The 23,251-nt window shown below is 36.3% G+C and carries 22 protein-coding genes; 14 read left to right on the forward strand and 8 right to left on the reverse strand.

All coding sequences use genetic code 11. The annotated features are described in order from the left end of the window. Positions 1–5 precede the first annotated feature (5 nt). From ACSSV9_RS07640 to ACSSV9_RS07675, 8 genes are all read left to right on the forward strand, one after another. Complete coding sequence (locus ACSSV9_RS07640; protein ID WP_437346652.1) at positions 6–533, forward strand: FMN-binding protein; 528 nt, start codon at positions 6–8, stop codon at positions 531–533. Further along, entirely contained in the window at positions 530–1,024 is a 495-nt protein-coding gene (locus ACSSV9_RS07645) for an Aq_1264-related membrane protein (RefSeq protein ID WP_437346653.1), read from the forward strand. Before ACSSV9_RS07640 ends, ACSSV9_RS07645 begins: the two co-directional genes overlap by 4 nt. A gap of 49 nt (positions 1,025–1,073) precedes the next feature. Beyond that, positions 1,074–1,241, forward strand: a complete 168-nt coding sequence (locus ACSSV9_RS07650; protein WP_437346674.1) for a twin-arginine translocase TatA/TatE family subunit — start codon at positions 1,074–1,076, stop codon at positions 1,239–1,241. 96 nt (positions 1,242–1,337) lie between these two features. Continuing rightward, positions 1,338–3,248, forward strand: coding sequence for a molecular chaperone HtpG (gene htpG, locus ACSSV9_RS07655; RefSeq protein ID WP_437346675.1), 1,911 nt, complete (start codon positions 1,338–1,340; stop codon positions 3,246–3,248). Further along, on the forward strand, positions 3,241–4,185 hold the full coding sequence (locus ACSSV9_RS07660) for an NAD-dependent epimerase/dehydratase family protein (protein WP_437346654.1): 945 nt from the start codon (positions 3,241–3,243) through the stop codon (positions 4,183–4,185). Before htpG ends, ACSSV9_RS07660 begins: the two co-directional genes overlap by 8 nt. Before the next feature lie 107 nt (positions 4,186–4,292). Further along, positions 4,293–4,982: a two-component system sensor histidine kinase NtrB gene (locus ACSSV9_RS07665; protein WP_437346655.1), complete on the forward strand. Its 690-nt coding sequence runs from the start codon at positions 4,293–4,295 to the stop codon at positions 4,980–4,982. An 11-nt stretch (positions 4,983–4,993) separates the two neighbouring features. Further along, positions 4,994–6,385 carry a sigma-54-dependent transcriptional regulator gene (locus tag ACSSV9_RS07670; RefSeq protein ID WP_437346656.1) on the forward strand — a complete coding sequence of 464 codons (1,392 nt, stop codon included), beginning with the start codon at positions 4,994–4,996 and terminating at the stop codon, positions 6,383–6,385. Between the two features lie 17 nt (positions 6,386–6,402). After that, on the forward strand, positions 6,403–7,731 hold the full coding sequence (locus tag ACSSV9_RS07675; protein WP_437346657.1) for a hypothetical protein: 1,329 nt from the start codon (positions 6,403–6,405) through the stop codon (positions 7,729–7,731). Positions 7,732–7,737: 6 nt separating this feature from the next. Here ACSSV9_RS07675 and ACSSV9_RS07680 read toward each other — a convergent pair whose 3' ends face one another. Beyond that, the gene (locus tag ACSSV9_RS07680; protein WP_437346658.1) at positions 7,738–8,388 is read right to left on the reverse strand and encodes an HAD family hydrolase; all 651 of its coding nucleotides are present in this window, start codon (positions 8,386–8,388) and stop codon (positions 7,738–7,740) included. Then, positions 8,375–10,198 carry an outer membrane protein assembly factor BamB family protein gene (locus tag ACSSV9_RS07685; RefSeq protein ID WP_437346659.1) on the reverse strand — a complete coding sequence of 608 codons (1,824 nt, stop codon included), beginning with the start codon at positions 10,196–10,198 and terminating at the stop codon, positions 8,375–8,377. Before ACSSV9_RS07685 ends, ACSSV9_RS07680 begins: the two co-directional genes overlap by 14 nt. Positions 10,199–10,331: 133 nt before the next feature. Between ACSSV9_RS07685 and lepA the strand changes: the two genes are divergently transcribed. From lepA to ACSSV9_RS07710, 5 genes are read left to right on the forward strand one after another with little or no spacing between them, the layout of a single operon-like run. Continuing rightward, entirely contained in the window at positions 10,332–12,125 is a 1,794-nt protein-coding gene (gene lepA, locus ACSSV9_RS07690) for a translation elongation factor 4 (protein WP_437346660.1), read from the forward strand. A gap of 17 nt (positions 12,126–12,142) precedes the next feature. Further along, a complete protein-coding gene (gene lepB / locus ACSSV9_RS07695) occupies positions 12,143–13,045 on the forward strand; it encodes a signal peptidase I (protein WP_437346661.1) in 903 nt (300 codons plus the stop codon). Positions 13,046–13,051: 6 nt separating this feature from the next. Further along, positions 13,052–15,049 carry a S8 family serine peptidase gene (locus ACSSV9_RS07700; protein ID WP_437346662.1) on the forward strand — a complete coding sequence of 666 codons (1,998 nt, stop codon included), beginning with the start codon at positions 13,052–13,054 and terminating at the stop codon, positions 15,047–15,049. Position 15,050: 1 nt separating this feature from the next. Next, positions 15,051–15,695, forward strand: a complete 645-nt coding sequence (locus ACSSV9_RS07705; RefSeq protein WP_437346663.1) for an O-methyltransferase — start codon at positions 15,051–15,053, stop codon at positions 15,693–15,695. Continuing rightward, on the forward strand, positions 15,692–16,123 hold the full coding sequence (locus ACSSV9_RS07710) for a hypothetical protein (RefSeq protein ID WP_437346664.1): 432 nt from the start codon (positions 15,692–15,694) through the stop codon (positions 16,121–16,123). Before ACSSV9_RS07705 ends, ACSSV9_RS07710 begins: the two co-directional genes overlap by 4 nt. A gap of 39 nt (positions 16,124–16,162) precedes the next feature. Here ACSSV9_RS07710 and ACSSV9_RS07715 read toward each other — a convergent pair whose 3' ends face one another. Together ACSSV9_RS07715 and ACSSV9_RS07720 are read right to left on the reverse strand one after the other, a co-directional pair. Beyond that, positions 16,163–16,603 (reverse strand): RrF2 family transcriptional regulator, encoded by a 441-nt coding sequence (locus ACSSV9_RS07715; protein WP_437346665.1) that lies wholly within the window; start codon positions 16,601–16,603, stop codon positions 16,163–16,165. Positions 16,604–16,705: 102 nt separating this feature from the next. Then, positions 16,706–17,338 (reverse strand): IMPACT family protein, encoded by a 633-nt coding sequence (locus tag ACSSV9_RS07720; protein WP_437346666.1) that lies wholly within the window; start codon positions 17,336–17,338, stop codon positions 16,706–16,708. Positions 17,339–17,418: 80 nt separating this feature from the next. On the opposite strand from ACSSV9_RS07720, the gene uvrA reads away from it, so the two are divergent. Then, positions 17,419–20,262: an excinuclease ABC subunit UvrA gene (gene uvrA / locus ACSSV9_RS07725; RefSeq protein ID WP_437346676.1), complete on the forward strand. Its 2,844-nt coding sequence runs from the start codon at positions 17,419–17,421 to the stop codon at positions 20,260–20,262. On the opposite strand, the gene ribH is transcribed toward uvrA, so the two are convergent. The 4 genes from ribH to ribD are packed head-to-tail and all read right to left on the reverse strand — an operon-like array spanning position 20,248 to position 23,023. Continuing rightward, positions 20,248–20,712 carry a 6,7-dimethyl-8-ribityllumazine synthase gene (ribH, locus tag ACSSV9_RS07730; protein ID WP_437346667.1) on the reverse strand — a complete coding sequence of 155 codons (465 nt, stop codon included), beginning with the start codon at positions 20,710–20,712 and terminating at the stop codon, positions 20,248–20,250. The genes uvrA and ribH overlap by 15 nt on opposite strands. Positions 20,713–20,724: 12 nt before the next feature. Next, positions 20,725–21,942 (reverse strand): bifunctional 3,4-dihydroxy-2-butanone-4-phosphate synthase/GTP cyclohydrolase II, encoded by a 1,218-nt coding sequence (locus tag ACSSV9_RS07735; protein ID WP_437346668.1) that lies wholly within the window; start codon positions 21,940–21,942, stop codon positions 20,725–20,727. 3 nt (positions 21,943–21,945) lie between these two features. Beyond that, positions 21,946–22,581, reverse strand: coding sequence for a riboflavin synthase (locus ACSSV9_RS07740; protein ID WP_437346669.1), 636 nt, complete (start codon positions 22,579–22,581; stop codon positions 21,946–21,948). Further along, entirely contained in the window at positions 22,574–23,023 is a 450-nt protein-coding gene (ribD, locus tag ACSSV9_RS07745) for a bifunctional diaminohydroxyphosphoribosylaminopyrimidine deaminase/5-amino-6-(5-phosphoribosylamino)uracil reductase RibD (RefSeq protein ID WP_437346670.1), read from the reverse strand. Before ribD ends, ACSSV9_RS07740 begins: the two co-directional genes overlap by 8 nt. Between the last annotated feature and the right edge of the window lie 228 nt (positions 23,024–23,251).

The following is a 23,251-nucleotide window of genomic DNA, read 5'->3' on the forward strand; positions in this document are numbered from 1 at the left end:
AATTTATGTTTAGAATTTTTATAGCACTTTTATTCTTATTCGGTTCAATAAATGCTGGTATAAAAGAAGATGCCGAAAAAGCAGTAAAAAGCTTTTTCGGTTCCGGCCATAAATTTGTTATGATTAAGTACGATATAGCTCCAAATATTAAAACGAAGCTTGAGGTTAAACATAGGCAGAAGTTTTTCAGAGATTATTTATACATATGGAAAATATACCGGGAAGATTCATTGCATGCCTTTGCAGTTATGGACAATGTTTACGGTAAATCTCTTCCAATTACATTTCTTGTTATCTTCGATTCAAAAACAAAAGTAATAAATGCAGAAATTATTAAATACAGAGAATCCTACGGAGGAGCTGTTAAGGAAAAAAGTTGGTTGAAACAATTTATCGGGAAAGACCACTCCTCGTCTTTCGAGCTTGGAGAGGATATAAATTCCATAAGCGGGGCTACAATTTCCGCAGATGCAGTTACAAGGGGCATCGCCAAACTAACAGAGTTAATAAAAATTATTCAAGCTGATTTATGAACTTCGTACTGTATAAACTGGATAAATCACTTAAAGCCTTTCTTGCGATTTATTTGTTCACGCTTACAATCGGTGTGAGTATTGGAGCTTTGTTTGTCAAACATACTACGAATATATCCACCGAAGGAGTAGTTGAAAGATTTAATGGTTCGGAGACAGACGAAGACTTCGAAATTAAAGAAGCTTTTCCCAAACCGATATCTGAGCTAATGATCACTACTCATAATCATATCTTGGGACTTTCATTTGTATTTTTTTCTGTGGGACTTATATTTTATTTTAATTCCATTATCAAAGGACCGTGGAAGATATTTTTTATGGTAGAACCGCTAATTTCTCTTTTAATTACATTCGGGTCTATCTGGTTAATTAGATTTTATAATCCTGTCTTTGTTTATCTAACATTTATTTCCTCGTTGTTAATGTTTGCCTCGTTTTATATCATGGTGGCAATTTCAATATTTGAGATATTATTCATAAAAAAATTATGACAGAATGGATTATTTTTATTATCTTTTGCACGTAAAAAAGAGGTGAATGATGGGAAATTTAGGCGCAACTGAAATTATTCTAATAGTTTTGGTGCTTGTATTATTATTCGGTGGTAAGAAAATACCCGAATTGATGAGAGGATTGGGACAGGGAGTTAAGTCTTTTAAAAAAGCCATCAACGAAGACGATACAAATTCCGAAAACGACAAATCTTAAATGCCCGCGTCAGATTGAAGCTGAACTGAATCATCCTTATTTTTGCGGTAGCATTTTTTGTGGTGTTTCACAATTTGGGGAGTTGAGATGGAAGAAATGCATACCGCTAAAAAGTACAAGTTCAAAGCTGAGATTAAAAAGCTACTCGACATTTTAGTCCATTCTTTATATACAAGCCGAGAGATATTTCTAAGAGAGTTGATTTCGAATGCATCGGACGCTCTCGATAAACTCCGCTTCGAAACAACGAGAGGTACAGAAGTTATAAATCCAGATTTACCACTTGAAATAAAAATTACAATAAACAAAGACGATAAATCAATCACAGTTTCCGATACCGGAATCGGTATGAATTACGATGAAATTACAAAGAATCTCGGTACAATTGCTAAATCAGGGACGGAAGAGTTTTTGAAGATGGTAGCCGATTCAAACGACGCAACAAATATTATTGGACGTTTCGGAATTGGGTTCTATTCCGTTTTTATGGTTGCAAAAGAAGTTATCGTTACTTCTCGTTCATATAGAAAAGATGATCAACCAGTCGAATGGCGTTCCGATGGTTTAGGACAATACGAAGTAGCGATACTGGATAAAGAATTACCCAGAGGTACATCAATCAAAGTATTATTAAAAGACGACGCACAAGAATTTCTTGAACAATGGCGACTCGAATCAATTATTAAAAAACATTCAAATTTTATTTCATTCCCAATATTCGTTGAAAAAGAAAAAATTAATACAATCTCAGCTATCTGGAAAGAGCCAAAAAGCTCGATTACAAAAGAACAGTACGAAGAATTTTATAAATTTCTAACACACGACACTGAACCCCCTGCTGATGTTATTCACAAATCGATTGATGCTCCAATTCAATTTAATTCGCTTCTATTTATTCCCCGGAAAAGCGACGAATTTTTCTGGCTCGATAGAGATAATTACGGATTAGATCTTTATGTAAGAAAAGTCCTTGTTCAGCATAAGAATAAAGACTTGCTGCCGGAATATCTCGGTTTTGTAAAAGGTGTTGTCGATTCTGAAGACCTTCCTCTCAATATTTCGCGAGAAACTCTTCAGGAAAATGTGATATTCAATAAAATTGCCTCAAGCGTTACATCCACAGTACTCTCATATCTCGAGGAAAAAGCCAAAAACAATAAAGAAGAATACGAAAAATTCTGGAGAGAGCACGGGAAAATATTCAAACTTGGTTATGTCGATTTTGTCAATAGAGAAAAATATGTCGAATTGCTCCGTTTCAATTCATCATTCTGTAAAGACCAGAATGAAGTAATCTCTCTGCAAGATTACGTCGACAGAATGAAAGAAAATCAGAAGGAAATTTATTACTCGAGTGGGCCAAATCGGGAGGCTATCTTAAGTAATCCACATATTGAAATCTTTAAGAATAAAGGAATCGAGGTTCTTTGTTTGGTTGACCCAATTGATGAATTGGTAGTAAATTCTATCGGTAAGTATAAAGACTTTCTTCTTAAATCAATTGAAAACATAGACGCAAAATCGCTTGAGAATATTAAAGGCAATGAAAACGAAGTCGCCGATAAGAAGGATGAATTAAGCAAGGACGACAAAAAACATTTCAGTAGTTTGCTTGCAAAAATGAAAAAAATACTGGGCGATAAAGTTGAAGACGTTGTTGAGTCTCAGAGGCTTGTTGAAAGTCCAGCATGCCTTGTTTCGACTAATGACAGTTTGACTTCAACTATGGAAAAAATTCTTAGAATGACAAATCGAGACGTGCAACCAAGTAAAAAACGCCTTGAAATTAATCCAAATAATAAATTAATACGTAATTTGCTCGAAGTGTTTAAAAAAGATTCCAACGACAGGATTATACAAGAAGTTACAGAACAACTTTATTTTATTTCATTACTCAACGATGGAGATTTGACAGATCCGCATTATTTTTCGTCGCTTGTAAACAAGTATCTGGAAGAATCAAGTTCGTGGTATATCAACTACACATCAAAAAGAAATAATGAATAAAAAGAAAATTGTAATTACGGGAGGAGCCGGGTTTATTGGCAGCCATATAGCCGAAGCCTGGCTCGAAAAAGGTGCCGAAGTTCATATTATTGATAATCTCAGGACCGGTTCACTTTCCAATATCAAAAAACTCAATGGCGTTATTTTTCACAAAGGTAGCATAACCGATAGAAAACTTGTTTTCGATGTTACAGAAAACGCAGATTATCTCCATCATCTTGCTGCTGTTATATCAGTTCCAGAATCGATAGAAAAACCAGAAGAATGTATCGATATTAATGTGGGAGGATTGATAAATATTCTCGAAGCAGCTAAAGCAAAAAAAATAAAGAAAGTAATATTTAGCAGTTCGGCTGCAGTCTACGGAGACAATCCTGAGTTACCGAAATCGATCAATTCACCCCTGTTTCCTAAATCGACTTACGGCATTACAAAGCTCGACGGTGAATTCTATCTGAGAATGTACTACGAGCAATTTGGAGTCAATGGAATAGCGCTCAGATATTTTAATGTATTTGGAGCCAGACAAAATCCGGCAAGCCAGTATGCAGCAGCAGTGCCGATTTTTATCACAAGAGCGATAAAAGGAGAAGACATATTAATATTTGGTGATGGCAATCAAACGCGCGATTTTATCTATGTTAAAGATGTAGTTAAAGCAAATATCATGGCTGCAGAATCTAAGATTGCGCAGGGTACTTTTAACATCGCTACAGGAAGCAGTATTACTATCAATAAATTAGCGGAGATGATTATCGATTTAACCGGCAGTAAATCGAAAATTGTTCATCTTGCTGAAAGGCCGGGAGATATTAAGCAAAGTGTGGCTTCAATTGCCGAAACGAAAACTGAACTCGGATTTGTACCTGAAATCCCTCTGGAAATTGCTCTTGAAGAAACTATCAATTTCTATAAATCCAATGGATTAAATGCATAAATCGAATAAGATATTTTTTAATAAAAAAATCTTTTTGTAACTTTGCTGCAAGTGATTGGATTATATTTTAGTTACATCTGGTTCCAATAAAAGGGTAATATAGGGTTTTGGAAGATTATATCCAGAATAATAAACTGACTTTATTAGGTAAATTAACAGCGGGATTACTACACGAAATTCGCAATCCTCTTACTGTAATCAAGTTGAATCTTGACTACCTCAATATGTTCGAAAAAGAACTTTCAGCCGAGCTGAGGGAATCAATAGCTTCTTCACTGGAGGCTTTCGAAAGGATTAATTTTATCATCAGCGATGTACTCGATTTCACACGTAAATCGGGCGATCGTCAAAAAAGTGTTTCCATCAATTCTGTTGCCGAAAGAGCTATCGACATAATCTCATTTACTGCTTCCAAAAGAAATATCAATATCATAAAGCAGTTCGATCCTAACATTCCTGAAATTAATATTAACGAGAATAAATTGCTTCAAGTAATGCTGAATTTGATTAATAACAGTATCGAAGCTTCAAAGGATAAGAGCGTTATTTATGTGAAAACTTCATACAATGAAACTCCAGAAAACAAAAAAATTGTCTGGGAAGTTGAAGATTTCGGCTGCGGCATTAAAGAAGAAGATAAAGAAAAAATTCTTGCCGGATTTTATACAAGTAAAATAAAAGGTAGCGGAGTTGGGCTAACAGTTTGTAAAAGATTACTTGAAGAAATGGGCGGACAACTTGGATTTGATTCGGAATTCGGAAAAGGCTCAAGATTTTTTATTAAATTCATTTTCTAAATCGGGTTTAAATGGAACCGAAAATTTTAATAATTGATGACGACGACCTGGTCTCAATGTCCCTTAAAAAAGTGCTTGTCAAAGAGGGGTATTCAGTCGAAATCTGTAACGACGCAGGAGAGTGGTCCGATATTGTCAAAAAATATCAGCCCGATTTAATTCTTCTCGATATATATCTCACCACGCACAATGGTATCGATATACTGAAATTAATTAAAAAAGATTACCCGACATTGCCTGTAATCATGATTACGGGATACGCTGACATAAAAATGGCGGTTACATCAATTAAACTCGGTGCTTTCGACTTTCTTCTCAAGCCGATCGAACTGGAACAATTAAACATTGTACTCGATAAGGCTCTTGAAAATATTAAACTTAGAAGTGAAATTGACAGACTTCATTCGATTCTTGAAACGGATAAATTGACGAAAGAATTTTTTGGTAGGAGCTCAAAAATTCAACGTCTTCTGGATTCTGTCGAAAAGTTAGCCTCAAGCAGTGATACTACAATCTTGCTCGAAGGAGAAAGCGGTACCGGAAAAGAAGTCTTTGCACGTTTTATCCATCAAAACAGTCCGAGAGCTTCAGCTCCTTTCATTACGATCAATTGCGGCTCGATTCCGAGAGAACTGGCAGAAAGCGAATTGTTCGGTCACGAAAAAGGTGCATTTACAGGAGCTTCGCAAAAAACAAAACTGGGTAAATTTGAACTGGCTAACAACGGAACTCTTTTACTTGATGAAATTGGTGAATTGAGTCTCGATATGCAAGTAAAACTTTTACGTGTTTTGCAGGAGCGAAAGTTCTATCGTCTCGGCGGCGAAAAAGAAATAAGTGTCAATGTGAGAGTTCTGGCAGCAACAAACAGAAATCTCGAAGAAGAAGTAAAAAAGGGGAATTTCCGCGAGGACTTGTTCTACCGCTTGAATGTTGTCAAAATTGAAATTCCTCCCTTGCGTGAACGGCAGGAAGATATTCCGTTTATTGCATATTCATTCCTTCAGGAGTTCAATCAGAAATTTAATAAATCGATCGCTGGCATCGATCCTGCGGCTCTCGACTTGCTTAAATCCTACAAATGGAAAGGAAATATCAGAGAACTGAGAAATGTTATGGAGCGAGTTGTTCTTCTTTGCGAAGAAGATATGTTGAGAGTTCATCATTTTGCTTTTCTGATCGAAAAGAAAATAGAATCGGTTAACGATTCCGACAGTCTTGTACTTAAAATTCCCTCTAAAGGTGTAACTATGGACGAAGTCGTCAAAACACTGATTCAGAAAACCCTTTTGATTACAAACGGCAATCAGGTGCAGGCTGCAAAAATTCTGGGACTGTCGAGATCTAAACTTCGTTACAGGATGGAACAACTCGGAATCGAAGTAACAAAAAAAATAAGTTAAAATTACCCCCTCCTTTTATGCGGTATTTTATTTTTTTTATTTCGATTTATTTTATAAACAGTCTTACCTGCGGACAAAGTTTAATTCCATATAGCGGCAATTCATATTTCGGAGGTGGATTCGGACTCAACTGGATTAACGGAGCACCGCACTATACATTTAGAATGTTTCCCGAATTTACGATTTCAAAAGTTGGGATCGGTTTGGATTTGAATATCAATTTTACAGCCGATGGCAAAATCCGTTCTGAAAATTTCAACGAATTTTCAGATTATCTAAGTTTAATCAGATATGTCAGATACGGGCAAAAGAACGATCCGCTTTATATTCGCCTGGGTGCACTCGATTATACCACATTAGGTCACGGCAGTATAGTTTATCTTTATAATAACAGCCCTTCTCTGGATTCAAAAAAAATCGGGCTTGCATTTGACGCTGACTTTAATGAGTATGGATTCGAGTTGGTCTACAGTAATTTCGGCAGTGGTGGATTGATCGGCGGACGTTTTTATGTTAGACCACTAAAATATACAAACCTGGCTCGTCTGTTAGTTGTCGGTTCGCTTGAAATCGGTGCTACGCTTGTTACAGATACAGATGATAATGCGGGTGTTACGTCGGGAAAGTTCATCGATTCATTTTTTGTTGCTAATCAGAAGGAGAGCAATACAACTGTAGTGGGCTTCGATGTCGGTCTTCCGATTTTGAGAACAGAAATCGCTGACCTCGATTTTTATGTTGATCATTCTAAGATTATTAACTTTGGCAGCGGTACTTCAATTGGAATGATATTTGGCTTTAAAGGTTTTTCGATAGTAAAACTCTTTGCAAGAATCGAAAAAAGATTTATCGGCAAAGAATTTATACCTTCTTACTTCAATTCTCTTTATGAAATTGAAAAGTTTGCTCTGGACTATGGCAAAAAGACTTTTAGTAGCAAGTTAAATGTTTTAAAGCAAGTTAAAGCTGGTAGCGGCTACTTCGGTGAACTATCAGGCGATTGGTTTGGCATACTTAAAATTTCTGGCAGTTTCAGTAAGACCGTTGGAGTAAACGACGGCATTTTACATTTGCAAGTTATTTTCGATTCTGAACAGTTTCCTTACACCTTTCGTGCTGGATACGACAAGTGTGGTATAGAAAAATTTACGGATCTATTTGGAACAGACGAACATTCATTTGCATTTGCCGAAGCGGGATATAAGTTTCGAAAGTATTTTCTTTTTTCACTTTTTTATAGCTGGACTTTCGAACCGGTTAGAAATAATCTAAACGAAATTATGGGTTACAAACCACAAAGGCGTATTGAACCGAGAATCTCTTTTATTTATCCGATAAGCAATTAAGATAGATTAATCGAAATTGTGCTTAATAAATTCTTTAAATTCTTCCACACTGTAAAACTTAAAGTCAGTTTCGACATTATAAAATTTCTCTCGTGAAAATTTATCCCACAAAACCAGTGCACATTTAACGCCTGCATCCCGCGCCGCTTTAACATCATTGGCAACGTCGCCTACCATAAGTACTCTTTCTTCTTTAAGATTGAATTTCGAGAGAAAGAGTCTTATACCTTCTGGATCGGGTTTATGATTTTCAACATCGTCGCCCGTTATTATTAAATCAAAGTAGTCGAGCAATCCGAGTTCTTTTAAAGTGATTTCAGAGGATTGTCTCCCTTTCCCGGTAAAAATTCCAACAGGTATCGAACGGCTCTTCAGGAATATTAAGATTTCTTCGATGCCAGGATATGCAGGAGCCTTTTCTTTATGATTTTTTTGGTAATAATTGTAATAATCATTCCTTGCATCGGTGTATCTTTCAGCAAAATACTCCTTAAGTATAACATCCTCCGTGGGACCAAAAAGGGCGACGATTTCATCATTGCTCATTCTCTTATTTAAATATTTTTCGATTACATGGTTGAATGTGTCGAAAATGAGTTCATGAGTATCTGCTAAAGTGCCGTCGATATCAAAAATAATTCCATCAAAATTTTTCATTCCAGTTTACCAGTTTGTTCAAGTTTAGATTGAATATCAGCCCATCAGTTGTGGAAATCAATATATTAGAATCATTTAATACAGACATGCTTAGAATTGGCGCGTTCCCTGAAGAAAAAATTCTTTTGATTTTTTTATTGCCGTCCCACACATAAATTATTCCATCAACAGCCAGGATATACATATTGTCGTTTAAATAGAGTGGAGGAAATGCATGGAAATTAATTTTTTGGTCTAGTTTTATTTCTTTAATTATATTGCCAGTGTTTACGGCAAATACCAGTATTTTTTCATCATTGAATGAAAAAAGATATTTGCCGTCGCTGCTGAGGCTAAGTTCTTTTCTTAGTTTATATTTATCTCTGTACCAGTTTAATTTCCCGAGAAGATAATCGATGCAAAAAAGTTGGCCGTCGTCAGCTACTGCAAAAATCGAGTTCGATGTAATAATTAATTCGGAATTGGAAAGTTCAATCCCTTTTTTGTATTTCCATCGCCATATAAAAAGTCCAGTACGGGCGTCAATGCAGTATAAAAATCCGTCGTCGGATGTGTAGAAAATTTTATTGTCGTGAATGATGAGATTGTCGTTGATAGCGTCATCCGATATATCGTTAACCCAGTATTCTTGTAAAGTTTCTAGATCATAGCAATAAACTTTACCTTCATTGGTACCGAAGACAAGTGCTTTCTTCGATTTGGTAACTTTGGGAATCATTAATTCCTTATTGCCCTCATAGTCTATTGGCAATAGGGAGGTGGTTATATATTCGTTGAAGCCGATTGACTGAAATTGTTCGCCAGTTAAGCTAACAGATTGCAGGTCGCCTTGGAAAGTAACTGCATTGATCGTTCGATCTGCCATTGTAATTGAGCCGTGGATATCTCCGTTAAGATCGTAATCCCAAAGGATATCACCGTTAGTATCCCGGCAAGTTAGAATGCCAGAAGCATCGGCAATAAATAATTTATTGTTGTAGTAAATGGGACGGCTGTACAAATCATTTTCAAGATATGCTTTAAATACTATTGTCGAATCTGGAAGTGAGTTCGTGTCGATTTCAATCTTTTCTTTTGTTAATTCTATTGTCTTATCTATAACTTCAAGCAACTTTCCGTATTGAATGATTATCGAATCCTTCGTAATCTGAATTTCAGGCAATTCCCACTTATTTGATTTTACTGATTTAAAATTTTCTAAGTTGAGTACCGGATAGCCGTAAATGTTATTTAATTCAGTGCGAGAGGAATTTCCGCAAACAATAAGTTTGAGATTTTTTGAAGAGATTATCTTTAGCATCTCTTTCCAGTTATCGGCCAGGTTGTTAACCGGTTCTGGCAGAAAAAGGTAGATTTCTTCCGACAATGAAATCGTATCGAGTGTTTCGCTCAACCAGTTAAAAAATTCCCCCGAAATATGACGATAATTTTTGAACGGTATTAGAGGAGAAGTACCCAACAGAAAAAATTTATCTAACTTTAAATCAAACCTGTCGTTGAATATTTCCGGCATCGTCAGTATTGAGTTAATTTTTGAAAGGTTTCTGGCCGAAGGAAGGAAAAGTAGGTCTTTGTTAATCTTATCTGAAAATGTCTTTATTTTAGTTACAGATTGATAATCATCGATTAAATTTCCGATTAAAATTATCAGGTCTGCATTGCTTTTATAGTTAATGTAATTTGTTAACGAATCGAGTTCCGCACTACTATAATTTGAGACATCTGGAGATGAAAGGACTGCAATACTCAAACTTTGTGCAAGAAGAGTATGAAAGTTGAAAAGAATGAAAATGAGAAATAATCGTTTCATATAAATTGTCCTTAGCATACAGGTACAAATTTAATAAAAAATTGATTGGCAAGTTGGAGTTGTGGAAAAATGAGTAAATTGTAAATAGGGTCACTTATTTATATATTTCGCAACGGATTATATATTTTTAGGCATGCAAAACATACGCAATTTCTGTATCATAGCTCATATAGATCATGGAAAATCGACAATAGCCGACGGATTGCTCGAATTCACGCATACAATTTCTGAAAGGGAAGCAAAAGAACAATTACTCGACAGTCTCGATCTGGAGCGTGAAAGAGGGATTACCATTAAATCCCACGCCATTCAGATGAATTACAATGCTGACGATGGCAATACTTATATCCTGAATCTAATTGACACTCCAGGGCACGTCGATTTTTCTTATGAAGTTTCGCGTTCGCTGGCTGCCTGCGAAGGTGCTTTACTTGTTGTCGATGCAGCACAGGGTGTCGAAGCTCAAACAATCTCAAATTTATATATGGCAATCGATGCAGGTCTGGAAATAATTCCCGTGATTAATAAGATCGATTTGCCCAGCGCGATGATTGACCAGGTAAAAAAACAAATAATTGATTTAATTGGATGCAAAGAAGACGAAATTATCTTGGCTAGTGCTAAAACACGCGTGGGTATCAAAGAGATACTTGAGGCTATTGTGGCAAGAGTGCCGGCCCCCCAGGGAAATCCTGATGCTCCATTACAAGCTCTGATATTTGACTCAATATTTGATTCGTATCGTGGAGCTATAGCGTATATAAGAGTAGTCAACGGCATAATAAATGAAAAAGATGAAATAAAGTTTTTTGCCAGTGGGAAAAAGTATCTGGCTGAGGAAATTGGAATCCTCCACTTAAATCGCATCAGGACGGGCAAATTAGAAGCGGGTAATGTGGGATATTTGATTGCCAATGTTAAAGAACTTGAAGATACCAAAGTAGGCGACACTGTTACGCATGTACGCAACGGTGCCGAAAAGCCGCTACCCGGTTATAAAGAAATTAAACCGATGGTTTACAGTGGTTTGTATCCTACCAATTCAGATGATTATGAAGATTTGAGGGACGCCCTCGTAAAATACAAACTCAATGATTCTTCACTAACTTTCACACCAGAAACCTCTGCTGCGCTGGGATTTGGTTTCCGATGCGGTTTCCTCGGTATGCTTCATATGGAAATTGTTCAGGAAAGATTGGAAAGAGAATTCGGTCAGTCGATTGTTACAACTTTACCTAACGTTGAATACTGGGTATACAAAAAGAATGGTGAAAAAGTAATTGTAGACAATCCCGCCGATATGCCCCCGCAGGGTGAAATTGATCGAGTTGAAGAACCGTACGTTAGAGCACAAATTGTAACTCCCAGCGAATACATCGGGAACTTAATGCAACTTGCTATTGAAAAAAGAGGTGTTTACATAAATACTACTTATATTGATCCAACAAGAGCAGACATGGCATTTGAATTTCCTCTGTCGGAAATCATATTTGACTTCTATGATAAATTAAAATCGATTTCGCGAGGCTATGCTTCTTTCGACTACGAATTTATTGGCTACAGAGAATCTGACCTGGTAAAACTAGATATACTACTGAACGGAGAAAAAGTCGATGCACTATCAATCATTGTGCACGAAAAAAAAGCTTATACGTGGGGTCAGAAAGTATGTACCAAATTGAAGGAATTGATACCACGTCATATGTTTGAAATTGCCGTTCAGGCCGCTATTGGTAATAAAGTAATTTCCAGAACCAATATAAAAGCACTCAGAAAAAATGTACTGGCTAAATGTTACGGGGGCGACATAACAAGAAAAAGGAAACTACTTGAAAAACAAAAGGAAGGTAAAAAGAGAATGAAACAGGTCGGGAATGTGGAAATTCCTCAGGAAGCCTTTCTGGCAGTTTTGCAAATTGAAGACTAATACTAACTGGGAAAAATATGGAACACAAAAACAAAAAATCCGAAATACCGGTCAAAACTACATTCCAAAAAATTTATGATCAATTTAAGAATCTTTTTTATGCTGCAATTGCTGCTCTATTTATTAAGACATTCTTTATAGAAACATCGAGGGTACCAACAGGTTCGATGGAAAAGACAATACTTATTGGTGACTTCCTCTTTGTCAATAAATTTATTTACGGAGCAACTTCTCCTCGTACAATTCCATTTACAAACATTGTATTGCCATATTTTGAATTGCCAGCTATAAAAGATCCCGAAAGGTACGATATAGTTGTATTCGAATATCCAGGCGACAGGGACGAGTTGCGTCCGAGTGTAATTAGCAACTACGTAAAAAGATGCATCGGTTTACCGGGCGATACAATTGAAATCATTGATAAGGTTGTGTTCATAAATGGAGAAGAAGCCTGGATTCCGCCATATATTCAATATGCAAACCCTTATGTAACACCGAAAGGAGTGGCTAACCCGAGAATATTTCCAAAGGGAGCTAATTTTAACGAAGACAATTATGGTCCAGTCGTAGTTCCCAAAAAAGGAGATGTTATAAAATTATCGACACAAAACATAGAACAGTGGCGAACAATAATTGACAGAGAATTTGGAAGAAGAGTTGTCACAGTGGCGGGTGATAAAATTTTGATTGATGGGAAAGAAGTTACCGAATACACAATTAAGAAAGATTATTATTTTATGCTCGGAGATAATCGCGATGACAGCGCAGATAGCCGCTTCTGGGGTTTTGTGCCGCGCGACAAAGTTATTGGCCAAGCCTTTATGATTTATTGGTCGTGGGATCCTTCAATACCTTTTTCCGATTTCTTTAAATTGCTGGGCTCTGTTCGACTTAATCGAATTGCTAAATTAGTCCACTGATTTATAATGAAATTTATTATTATATCTTGCTTTTTGCTAATCACCACTGAATATTTATCTGCCCAGTCGAAGTATTTTGTTTTTTTTAAAGACAAAGAAGATATCAGCAGTCTTCAAAAAATTGACGAAGGTAAGATCCGCTCGTTACTGAGTCCGTCGACAATCGAAAGACGGAAAAAAATTTTTGGTGAAAACAATCTACTCCGTTATGAAGACTTGCCTCTAAATTCAAGTTATGTTGATAAACTCAAAAAATTGGGAGCTGAAATTGTACATCAGCTCAAGTGGTTCAATGCGGTTTCATGTTATATAGAAGAGGGTAAACTCGACGAAATTAAATCTCTTCCTTTTGTCGATTCAGTCAGTGAAGTAAAAAAATATAATTACGTATACCCCGAAAATTATAATAAATTGTTTAGTAACTCGATTAGAAAATCGATTTTTAAAGAAAACTACGGTTACTCATTAAAACAAAATCTTCTTTCAGATATTCCATACATCCACGATCATGGTATAACTGGTAAAAGTGTTATTATAGGTTTATTAGATACTGGATTTCGTTACAGGGATAATCCTGCCTTGAAATTTGTGAATGTAATTGGTGAAAAAGATTTCATTCAAAATGACAATATTACTGAGAACGAGCCGTTAAAAGGAGACCTCGCAAATCAGGACAGGCACGGTACGGCGGTCTTATCTATTATTGCCGGTTATGATCCCGGTAATATAATTGGACCTGCCTACGAAGCTTCTTATTTATTGGCAAAAACAGAAAATGTTTCGTCTGAAACACATCTGGAAGAAGACAATTATGCTGCTGGAGTCGAATGGCTCGAAGCCAATGGTGCTTTTATTATAAGCAGTTCACTCGGATATAATATTTTCGATAAACCCGAATCTTCCTATCTTTTTGAAGATATGAATGGTAGAACGACAATAGTTGCGCGTGCACTAAATAAAGCTTTTGAATTTGGTGTGGCAACTTTTACCTCGGCGGGGAATGAAGGTACAACAAGTTGGGGCGCAGAATTCGGCGATAATCGGTACGGGAAAATTATAAGTCCTGCCGATGCCTTTAATGTAATTGCTGTCGGCGCTGTAGATGATAGCAACAGAGTTACGAGTTTCAGTAGCCGTGGACCGACGGCCGATGGACGAATTAAACCTGAACTTGTGGCACTGGGTTCAGCCGTAAGTTATGCCACGTCCGATGGCTATTATTCCGGCAACGGCACTTCTTTTTCGACTCCTATAACAGCGGGCATTGCTGCTTTGTTAAAATCATTTTATCCGCATCTTACTAATGACCAAATACGACACATTATGCTCGAGGCAGGCGATAACTCTTCCTCTCCAAATAACGAAAGAGGGTGGGGCTTAATATCCTCTTTGCGAGCAATCAATTTCCCGAATCTGAACAAAATTGGGAGTTTATATATTCTCAATAAAACTTTTTTTGATACTATGAGTAATGAGATTACTGTTCCTCAAATATATATATCGACCGACAATGTGAATTTTTCTGTATATCCACTTGTTGAAAAGGAAAAAAATATTTATCAATTCGAACTTCCTGTTTTATCAGATGGAGAAGTAATGTCGTTTTATTATACATACGAAATAGACGGAAAAGAAATACGGGTCCCATCGTCAGGATACTATAAAATTCAGTACGGTTTGCTTAACGTTGGTTATAATTTGAATGTCGTAGAAAAAAGAATCCCTTCTGAACCCACAATACTTCAGAACTATCCTAATCCTTTCAATGCAGAAACAAATATTGAAATTGCTCTTTCCGAAACGAGCAATATTGAACTGAGTGTATATAATTTATTGGGACAAAAGGTCTATACGCTTTATGAGGGAGCTTTAAACGAAGGCTGGCATAAGTTCAAATGGAACGGATCAAGTAATAATAATCAATATGTTTCGAACGGTATATATTTTTGCAGGTTTTTGATTAATGGGAAGCAAAAAGTTATTAAAATCATGTTGATGAGGTAATATGCCGGAAATTATTAATAAGATTCAGATAGACTATCTTAAGAAACTACGTAAGAATGACGACCCTCTCATTTTTGAGATGGAGGAATTTGCCCTCAATAACAGAATTCCTATACTCGACTGGAAAGCTGCTGAATTATTGGAGCAATTAATACTGATTTCGCGCCCCAAAAGAGTTCTCGAAATTGGTATGGCAATCGGTTATTCAACCATACGGATTGCAAAAGAACTCAGAAAAAAGGGGGTGATCGATACTATCGAGAAAAGTAAAGATAACATAGTACTAGCAGCTGAGTTCATTGAACGCTCAGGTCTATCAGATAAGATTCAAATTATAGAGGGCGACGCTTTGTCGATAATGCCTTCGCTTCAAAAAAAATATAATTTTATTTTTCTCGATGCCGACAAAGAAGACTACGAAAAACTTTTTTATTACTCGTTAATGCTTCTTAAAAAAGGGGGAATATTATTCATCGACAATTTGCTGTGGCATGGTTATCCTGCTGCCAATCGTGTACCTCTTTCTTATAATAAGTCAACCAGTATAATTCGTCAATTCAATCAACTTTTTTTAGAGCATCCGGCACTCAGTTCTTCTATCCTTCCCGTAGGCGACGGTATCGGTATAGGAGTTAAATTAAAATGAAAGATTCAAAATTAGAAGCGGAAAAAATTTGTAATTACATCGAAGATCTATCTAAAGGTAAACTTCATTTTAAAGAAGATATCTATAGACTGGCTGAATTATCGATAAAGTCGGATAAATTGGAATTGCTCGAACAGCTTTCGTTTCATGCCAAATTTTCGAGGGGTATTATCAGCATTATTCAGAGAAAAGACGAACATCTGGAGAACGAATATTTACAGACAATTGAGAAAGAATATCTTGACACTATTATCAAAATCAGGGAATTACTGGTAAGCATTTTGTCTAATGCTACCGATTTTCTTCGCACAATTTTTGAGGAAAAATATCTACAGCTTACTTACGAATCGATGAATAATTTGAAATTTCTATGTGAGGATTTGAGTTTTCTAAAGCTCTATTTTAACGACATGAAATACGGCAAGTAAAGAAGGGTTGAAGACGAGCTACCAACCCTTCACAAAATGTTATTTCTGACGTGAGGTGTTTTTACTGAGGGTTTCTGCATATTTTTCTGCTACTTCTTGCACCGACTTGCTTGATATCAAATTATAAATTCTATTTCTTAATTCTTCCCATTCGTCGTGCAGAGGGCATGGATTTTCTTCGGAGCATTCTTTTAAGCCCGTAACGCATTTAAGGTTAATAACTGGTCCTTCGACTCTTTCTACGATTTCCAGAATAGAACTTTTCTTTGCCAATTCGGTAATTCTAAAGCCGCCACCTCTGCCTTTAAACGAATCGACATAGCCATATTTTGCCATTCTCTGAAGGATTTTTGCCAAATAATGTGAAGGAATATCTTCGCTTTTAGCAATCTCAGACGACATTACTAATCTGTCTTTCGATTGGCGCGCTAAAAATAAAATTGCTCTAATTGCATATTCTCCAGTTTTGGTGTAAATCATACTTCAGTCCTCTCTAAGATTATTAAAAAGAGATTTATATCTTAATTAAAATTAGTTATTTAGTCCATATTTGTCAATATTTTCGGATATGATATATAAAATTTATTTGTAAATTTTTTCAAGTCTTTCTGTAAGTTCTATCGGGCGTTTGCCGTCGTTTTGTGGGGGAAAATGACTCTCGAGGTCAGATTTAAACTGCTCGTAATTAAGAGCTGGCAAGCTAAAAATAATTTCAGGTTTAGATGTGAAAATGTTGTCTTCTATGACAGCTTCGTATTTTGATAATAAATGGTGGACGGAACTTGAATGCTTATAATTGTATTTTAGAGAAGTCCTCAAAAAAAGATTTAATTCTTTAATTTCTGAGTTTCTGAGCAATTCATAAGCTCCGTTATAATAAGCTTTTCCGAGTAGACCTACGCCCAATTTAACACCCCCGAAATAGCGGGTTACAATCACAATTATGTTTGTTAAATCAAAGTGATTTATGGCATTTAATATTCTGATGCCGGCAGTGCCACTCGGCTCGCCGTCGTCAGAATATCTAAAATTCCCGTCGGCAATTTTGAAAGCATAACAATTATGCGTGGCATCGTAATATTTTTTCCTTATGCGTTCCAGAATTTCTTCTGCAGCATCAATCGTCTCGGCAGGAAAACCCTGCGACAGAAAGAGCGAACCTTTTTCCCTGAATTTATATTGACTCTCTTTTTTCAACGTTTTTATTGTTGTCATTGGTATAAGTAGAAAAATGGATTGATTTTAGTCTGTTTATTATATAAAATAAGAGATTGAACTTGAGCAAATTTATTGAAATGGAAGAACATAATAAAATTATAATAAAAGGAGCGCGGGAACATAATCTGAAGAATATCGATCTGGAAATTCCGCGTGATACTCTTACGGTTATTACAGGTTTATCCGGCTCGGGTAAATCTACGCTTGCATTCGATACTATTTATGCAGAAGGACAGCGGCGTTACATTGAATCGTTATCGACATACGCACGCCAATTTTTGACTCTACTGGAAAAACCAGATGTCGATTTAATCGAAGGATTAAGTCCTTCTATTTCTATCGAACAAAAAACTACGGCAAGCAATCCACGCTCAACTGTTGGTACTATTACCGAAATTTATGACTATCTCAGATTACTCTATGCACGGATTGGAAAAGTTTACTGTTATAATTGCGGTAGACCTGTTGAAAAACAATCGTCCGACCAGATTATTGATATTATACTGAATGAATTTGCTGAGAAAAAAATTCAAATACTTGCGCCGGTCATTCACGGCAGGAAAGGGCACTATCGAGAATTGTTTAATGAAATCCTCAGGGATGGTTTTTTGAGGGTACGTGTTGACGGGGTCGTACACGAATTAATTGATAATTTTAAAGTGGATAGATATAAAACACACGACATCGAAATAGTTATCGATCGATTGAAGGTTAATCAGGCTTCCAAATATCGGATTCGTCAATCGGTTGAAGTAGCTCTAAATTACGGTAATGGAAGTGTAATTATTAACGATGGGGAAAATGACCATTGGTACAGTAGAGATTTTGCATGTGCACATTGTGGTATCGGATTTCAAGAACTTGCACCAAATTCATTTTCTTTTAACTCCCCTTACGGATCGTGCACAGAATGTGATGGCCTTGGAGAAAAAAAAGAGCTCGATATTTATTTGATTATACCCGACTGGGACAAATCTATTAACCAGGAAGGAATTGCACCTCTGGGGAAACCCCGATCAATTTGGTTTTTTAAACAACTTGAAAGTGTTGCGAAACAATTTGGTTTTGACTTCGATACTCCCCTTAAAAATTTGGATAAAACACAACTCGATGTTTTATTAAACGGTACACAGGAAAAAATTCCTTTTACTTATACATACGCCGGCGATAAAGAAGTTACTTATATGCATAAGTTTGGTGGGGTTTTGAATTATATTAAACATTACTATGAAAGCACATCGTCAAATAAAGTTCGTCAATGGGCAGAAGCTTATATGAGTACTCATACGTGTTCTGCCTGCAACGGTGGACGACTTAAGAAGGAAGCATTGTCTGTTAAGGTTGGCGATTTGAATATTGCCGAAGTTTCAAATCTATCGATCGATAATGCCCTAAAATATTTCAATAACCTCAAGCTTACCGAAAGAGAAGAATTGATTGCAAAACAAATTCTGAGGGAAATAAAATCGAGATTACAATTTTTAATGAACGTAGGTCTGAGCTATTTGACTTTAGGACGTTCTGCCAGGACTCTCTCCGGCGGAGAATCGCAAAGAATACGACTTGCAACACAAATCGGCTCGCAACTTTCGGGTGTACTTTATGTACTTGACGAACCGAGTATTGGATTGCACCAATCAGACAATGTGAGACTTATCGAATCATTAAAGAATTTGCGCGACCTTGGCAATACCGTCATCGTTGTTGAACATGATAAACAAACAATTGAAAACTCTGATTACATTGTTGACCTCGGCCCCAAGGCCGGAGAACACGGAGGTAAAATATGCGTTACTGGGAAAACGAAAGAATTAATGGAAATTGACGATCGATTTAATTCGCTAACGCTTGAATACATAAAAAATAAAAAGAAGATTGATATACCCTTAGAGAGAAGAAAAGGTACTGGTAAATTTCTGGAATTGATAGGGGCATCTGGAAATAATTTAAAGAACGTAAATCTCAAAATTCCTCTTGGTACATTAACTCTTATAACAGGGGTTAGTGGATCTGGCAAATCAACATTGATTAACGAGACTCTGGTTCCCGTACTCTATAAGAAAATTTATAATTCTAAAGTTGTTCCACTGCCTTATAAAGACATAAGAGGACTCGAATATATTGATAAAATAATCGAGATTGACCAGATGCCAATCGGCAGGACTCCTAGATCAAATCCAGCTACTTACACGGGTATTTTCACGCATATCAGAGATCTATTTGCGCAGCTACCTGAATCGAAAGTGCGTGGTTATAATGCTGGGCGTTTTAGTTTCAATGTCAAAGGAGGTAGATGCGAAGAATGTGGTGGCGATGGAGTTAAAAAAATCGAAATGAATTTTTTGCCGGATGTTTATGTGGTTTGCGAAGCTTGCAATGGAAGAAGATACAACAGAGAGACCCTCGAAATTCTATACAAGACAAAATCAATATCTGATGTTCTGGAGATGACAGTTGAGGAAGCTCTGAATTTTTTTGAAGATCTACCCGTACTTCAAAGAAAAATTAAAGCTCTCTATGACGTCGGATTGGGTTACATTCGATTGGGTCAGCAGGCTACTACTTTGTCGGGTGGTGAAGCACAGCGTATTAAATTAGCTGCAGAATTGAGTAAAGTGGCAACTGGCAAAACATTATATGTGCTCGATGAACCAACAACTGGTCTCCATTTTGAAGATGTAAGAATTTTATTAAATGTATTGAATCAACTTGTCGATAAGGGGAATACGGTAATTGTAATTGAGCACAATCTGGATGTAATAAAAGTGGCAGATTATATTATCGATCTTGGACCTGGAGGAGGTGATGCCGGCGGAAATATTATAGCCGCCGGTACGCCCGAAGAAATTGCAAATGTTGAAGAAAGCATTACGGGAAAATTTCTGAAAAAAGAATTAACTTATAATTTAAATTTTACTTAATAAATCAGCCATCTCGATGGCAGATAGTGCTGCATCCCAACCTTTATTACCAGCTTTAACACCTGCTCTTTCAAGAGCTTGTTCCATTGAATCTGCTGTAATAATACCGAATATTACAGGTAATTCGGTGTTTAATGAAACATTGGCAATCCCTTTTGCAACTTCAGAGGCAACATACTCAAAATGTGGTGTACCTCCTCTAATTACTGCGCCCAAACAAATTATAGCATCATATTTTTTTGTTTGAGCCAATTTCTGTGCGGTTAAAGGAATTTCGAATGATCCGGGTACCCAGAATACCTGAATGTTCGATTCAGCGGCTTTATGGCGTATTAAACAATCGAGTGCTCCGTTTAATAATTGTTTGGAAACCATTTCATTGAAACGTGAGACCACAATTGCAAACTTTTTGCCTTCTGCATTTAGTAGGCCTTCTGTAATTTTAACCATGTTTCCTCCTTATTATAAATTTTTTATCATGTGTCCCAATTTTTCGGCTTTTGTTTTAAGATATCTTTTATTTACTTCGTTAGCAGGAATTTCTATCGGCACACGTTCTACAATTTCGAGGTCGTAGCCTTTTAGTCCAATAATTTTTTTCGGATTATTGGTGAGTAATCTGATTTTTGAAATACCGAGATCTTTCAAGATTTGAGCACCCATTCCATAATCTCTCAGGTCTGCCTTAAAGCCGAGTTCCTCGTTGGCTTCTACAGTATCTTTTCCTTTTTCTTGTAGAGAATAAGCCAGTAATTTATTTACCAGTCCTATTCCTCTTCCTTCTTGTTTCATATATAATAGTACTCCTCGACCTTCTTTTTCAATCATTTCGAGCGCTGTGACCAGTTGATCTCCGCAGTCGCATCTTAAAGAACCAAAGACATCGCCTGTTAAGCATTCTGAGTGGACCCTAACTAAGACGGGATTCCCATCGGATATATTTCCTTTAACAAGTGCTAATGCGTTTTCATGAGGTTCTATTGTACTTTCATATAAGTGCAATTTAAAATCGCCGTATTTGGATGGAAGGTCGACTACTACGATTTTATTAATTAAATTTTCGCGTTTTCGGCGGTATTCAATTAAGTCGGCAATTGAGATAATTGATAAATTATGATTATTAGCAAATTCAGTTAATCTGTCCCCACGACACATTGTACCGTCGCTATCCAGTATTTCGCATAATACGCCTGCGGGGTAACAACCAGCAAGGCGAGCCAGATCAACAGCGGCTTCAGTATGACCGGCTCTTTTCAAAACGCCCCCACGTTTAGCAATAAGTGGGAAAACATGTCCAGGACGCATGAAATCATCAGCTCTAGCATTATTATCTGCTATTGCTTTAATTGTTTTTGCGCGATCAAAAGCTGATGTACCGGTTGTTGTGCCGTATTTGTAATCGATTGAAATGGTAAAAGGGGTTTGATGGGGAGATGTGTTATATTTAACCATTAAGTCGAGTCCAAGTTGATCTGCTCTTTCAGGAGTAATTGCTACGCACAGAATACCCCTCGCTTCGCGTGTAATAAAATTTACTGCTTCTGGTGTCACAAATTCAGCAGCCATTATAATATCGCCTTCATTTTCGCGATCGGCATCATCAACTACAATAATCATCTCGCCTTTTTTGAATTTTTCGATCGCATGCTCAATTGTGTCTAACTTATTTTCGTTTGACATTTTTTAGTAACCCATCTTTTTTAATTTATCTATAGTAATATTTGAATCTTCATTTGAATTAAGTAATCTTTCTACATATTTGGCAATCAAATCAACTTCAATGTTTACCAGGTCGCCTGTTTTTTTAAATTTCAGTGTTGTATGTTCCCACGTGTATGGAATTACAGAAATTACTAAGTATTCATCGTATAATTGGGCAATAGTTAAACTAATGCCATTAATTGCTACTGACCCTTCTTTAATAAAATATTTTTTCAATTCATATGGATACGAAATTTCTAATAAATAATTTTCTCCTTTTGGTATTATGCTTCTTATTTTACCTCTATGATTAACATGTCCCTGCACAAGATGTCCACCTATTCTTTCGTTGTATCTAATTGCGCGTTCTAAATTTACATAATCACCCGATTTAATTTTTCCAAGTGTAGTTTTAAATAAAGTTTCACCTACAGCTTCGACTGTAAAAATTTTATTATCTATCGAAGTTACAGTTAAACACACACCATCAACGGCGACAGAATCGCCCAATTTTAAATCTTCAAAAATCAGGTTACATTTTGTTGAAAACTTAATTCCGTTTTCAATTTTCTCGATTTTTTCTATACAACCTATTTCTTCAATGATACCGCTAAACATTTTTCAAACTTTCAAAATATTTTTTATTTAACTCTTTTGACTCGTCATCTAAAATGCCTACTATTACTTCTATGCCGGCCTGGCGTAGTTTCTCAATTCCTTTGCCATTTACCAGCGGATTAGGATCTATTGAAGAGATAACAACTTTTTTAATTTTGTTTTTAATTATCAGCGGTACGCAAGGAGGAGTTTTTTTGTTTGTATGGCAACACGGTTCAAGATTACAATAAAGTGTTGCTCCCTCGAGATTTTCTTTTGCATTATTTATAGCATTGGCTTCTGCATGTGGTCCGCCAAAATATTCATGATAACCTTCGGATAATATTTTATTATCCTTGACGATTACACAACCAACCATCGGATTAGGCTCTACTTTTCCTTCGCCTTTGAGTGCTAGTTCAAAGCATCGTAAAATATAATCTTTGTCTCTATTTGCATCCATAGAAATATTAAAATTGATATCTCAAAAATAACTTTATTTCGTGAGTAAAAAAATTATTGCTCTATTAATTGTTGGGATAGAAATATGATTGACTTGGATTAGTATTATGAGATTAAAATTTATATGTAAAATTAAGAGGGGATAATATGATATTCTCGTCCTTTGCCAGTTTTGAAGAACTTTTCTCTTTTCATGGCGTCGGACTTTTGTGAAAAGGATTCATAGTAA

Source organism: Melioribacter sulfuriphilus (genome assembly GCF_051488685.1).
GTDB lineage: Bacteria > Bacteroidota > Ignavibacteria > Ignavibacteriales > Melioribacteraceae > Melioribacter.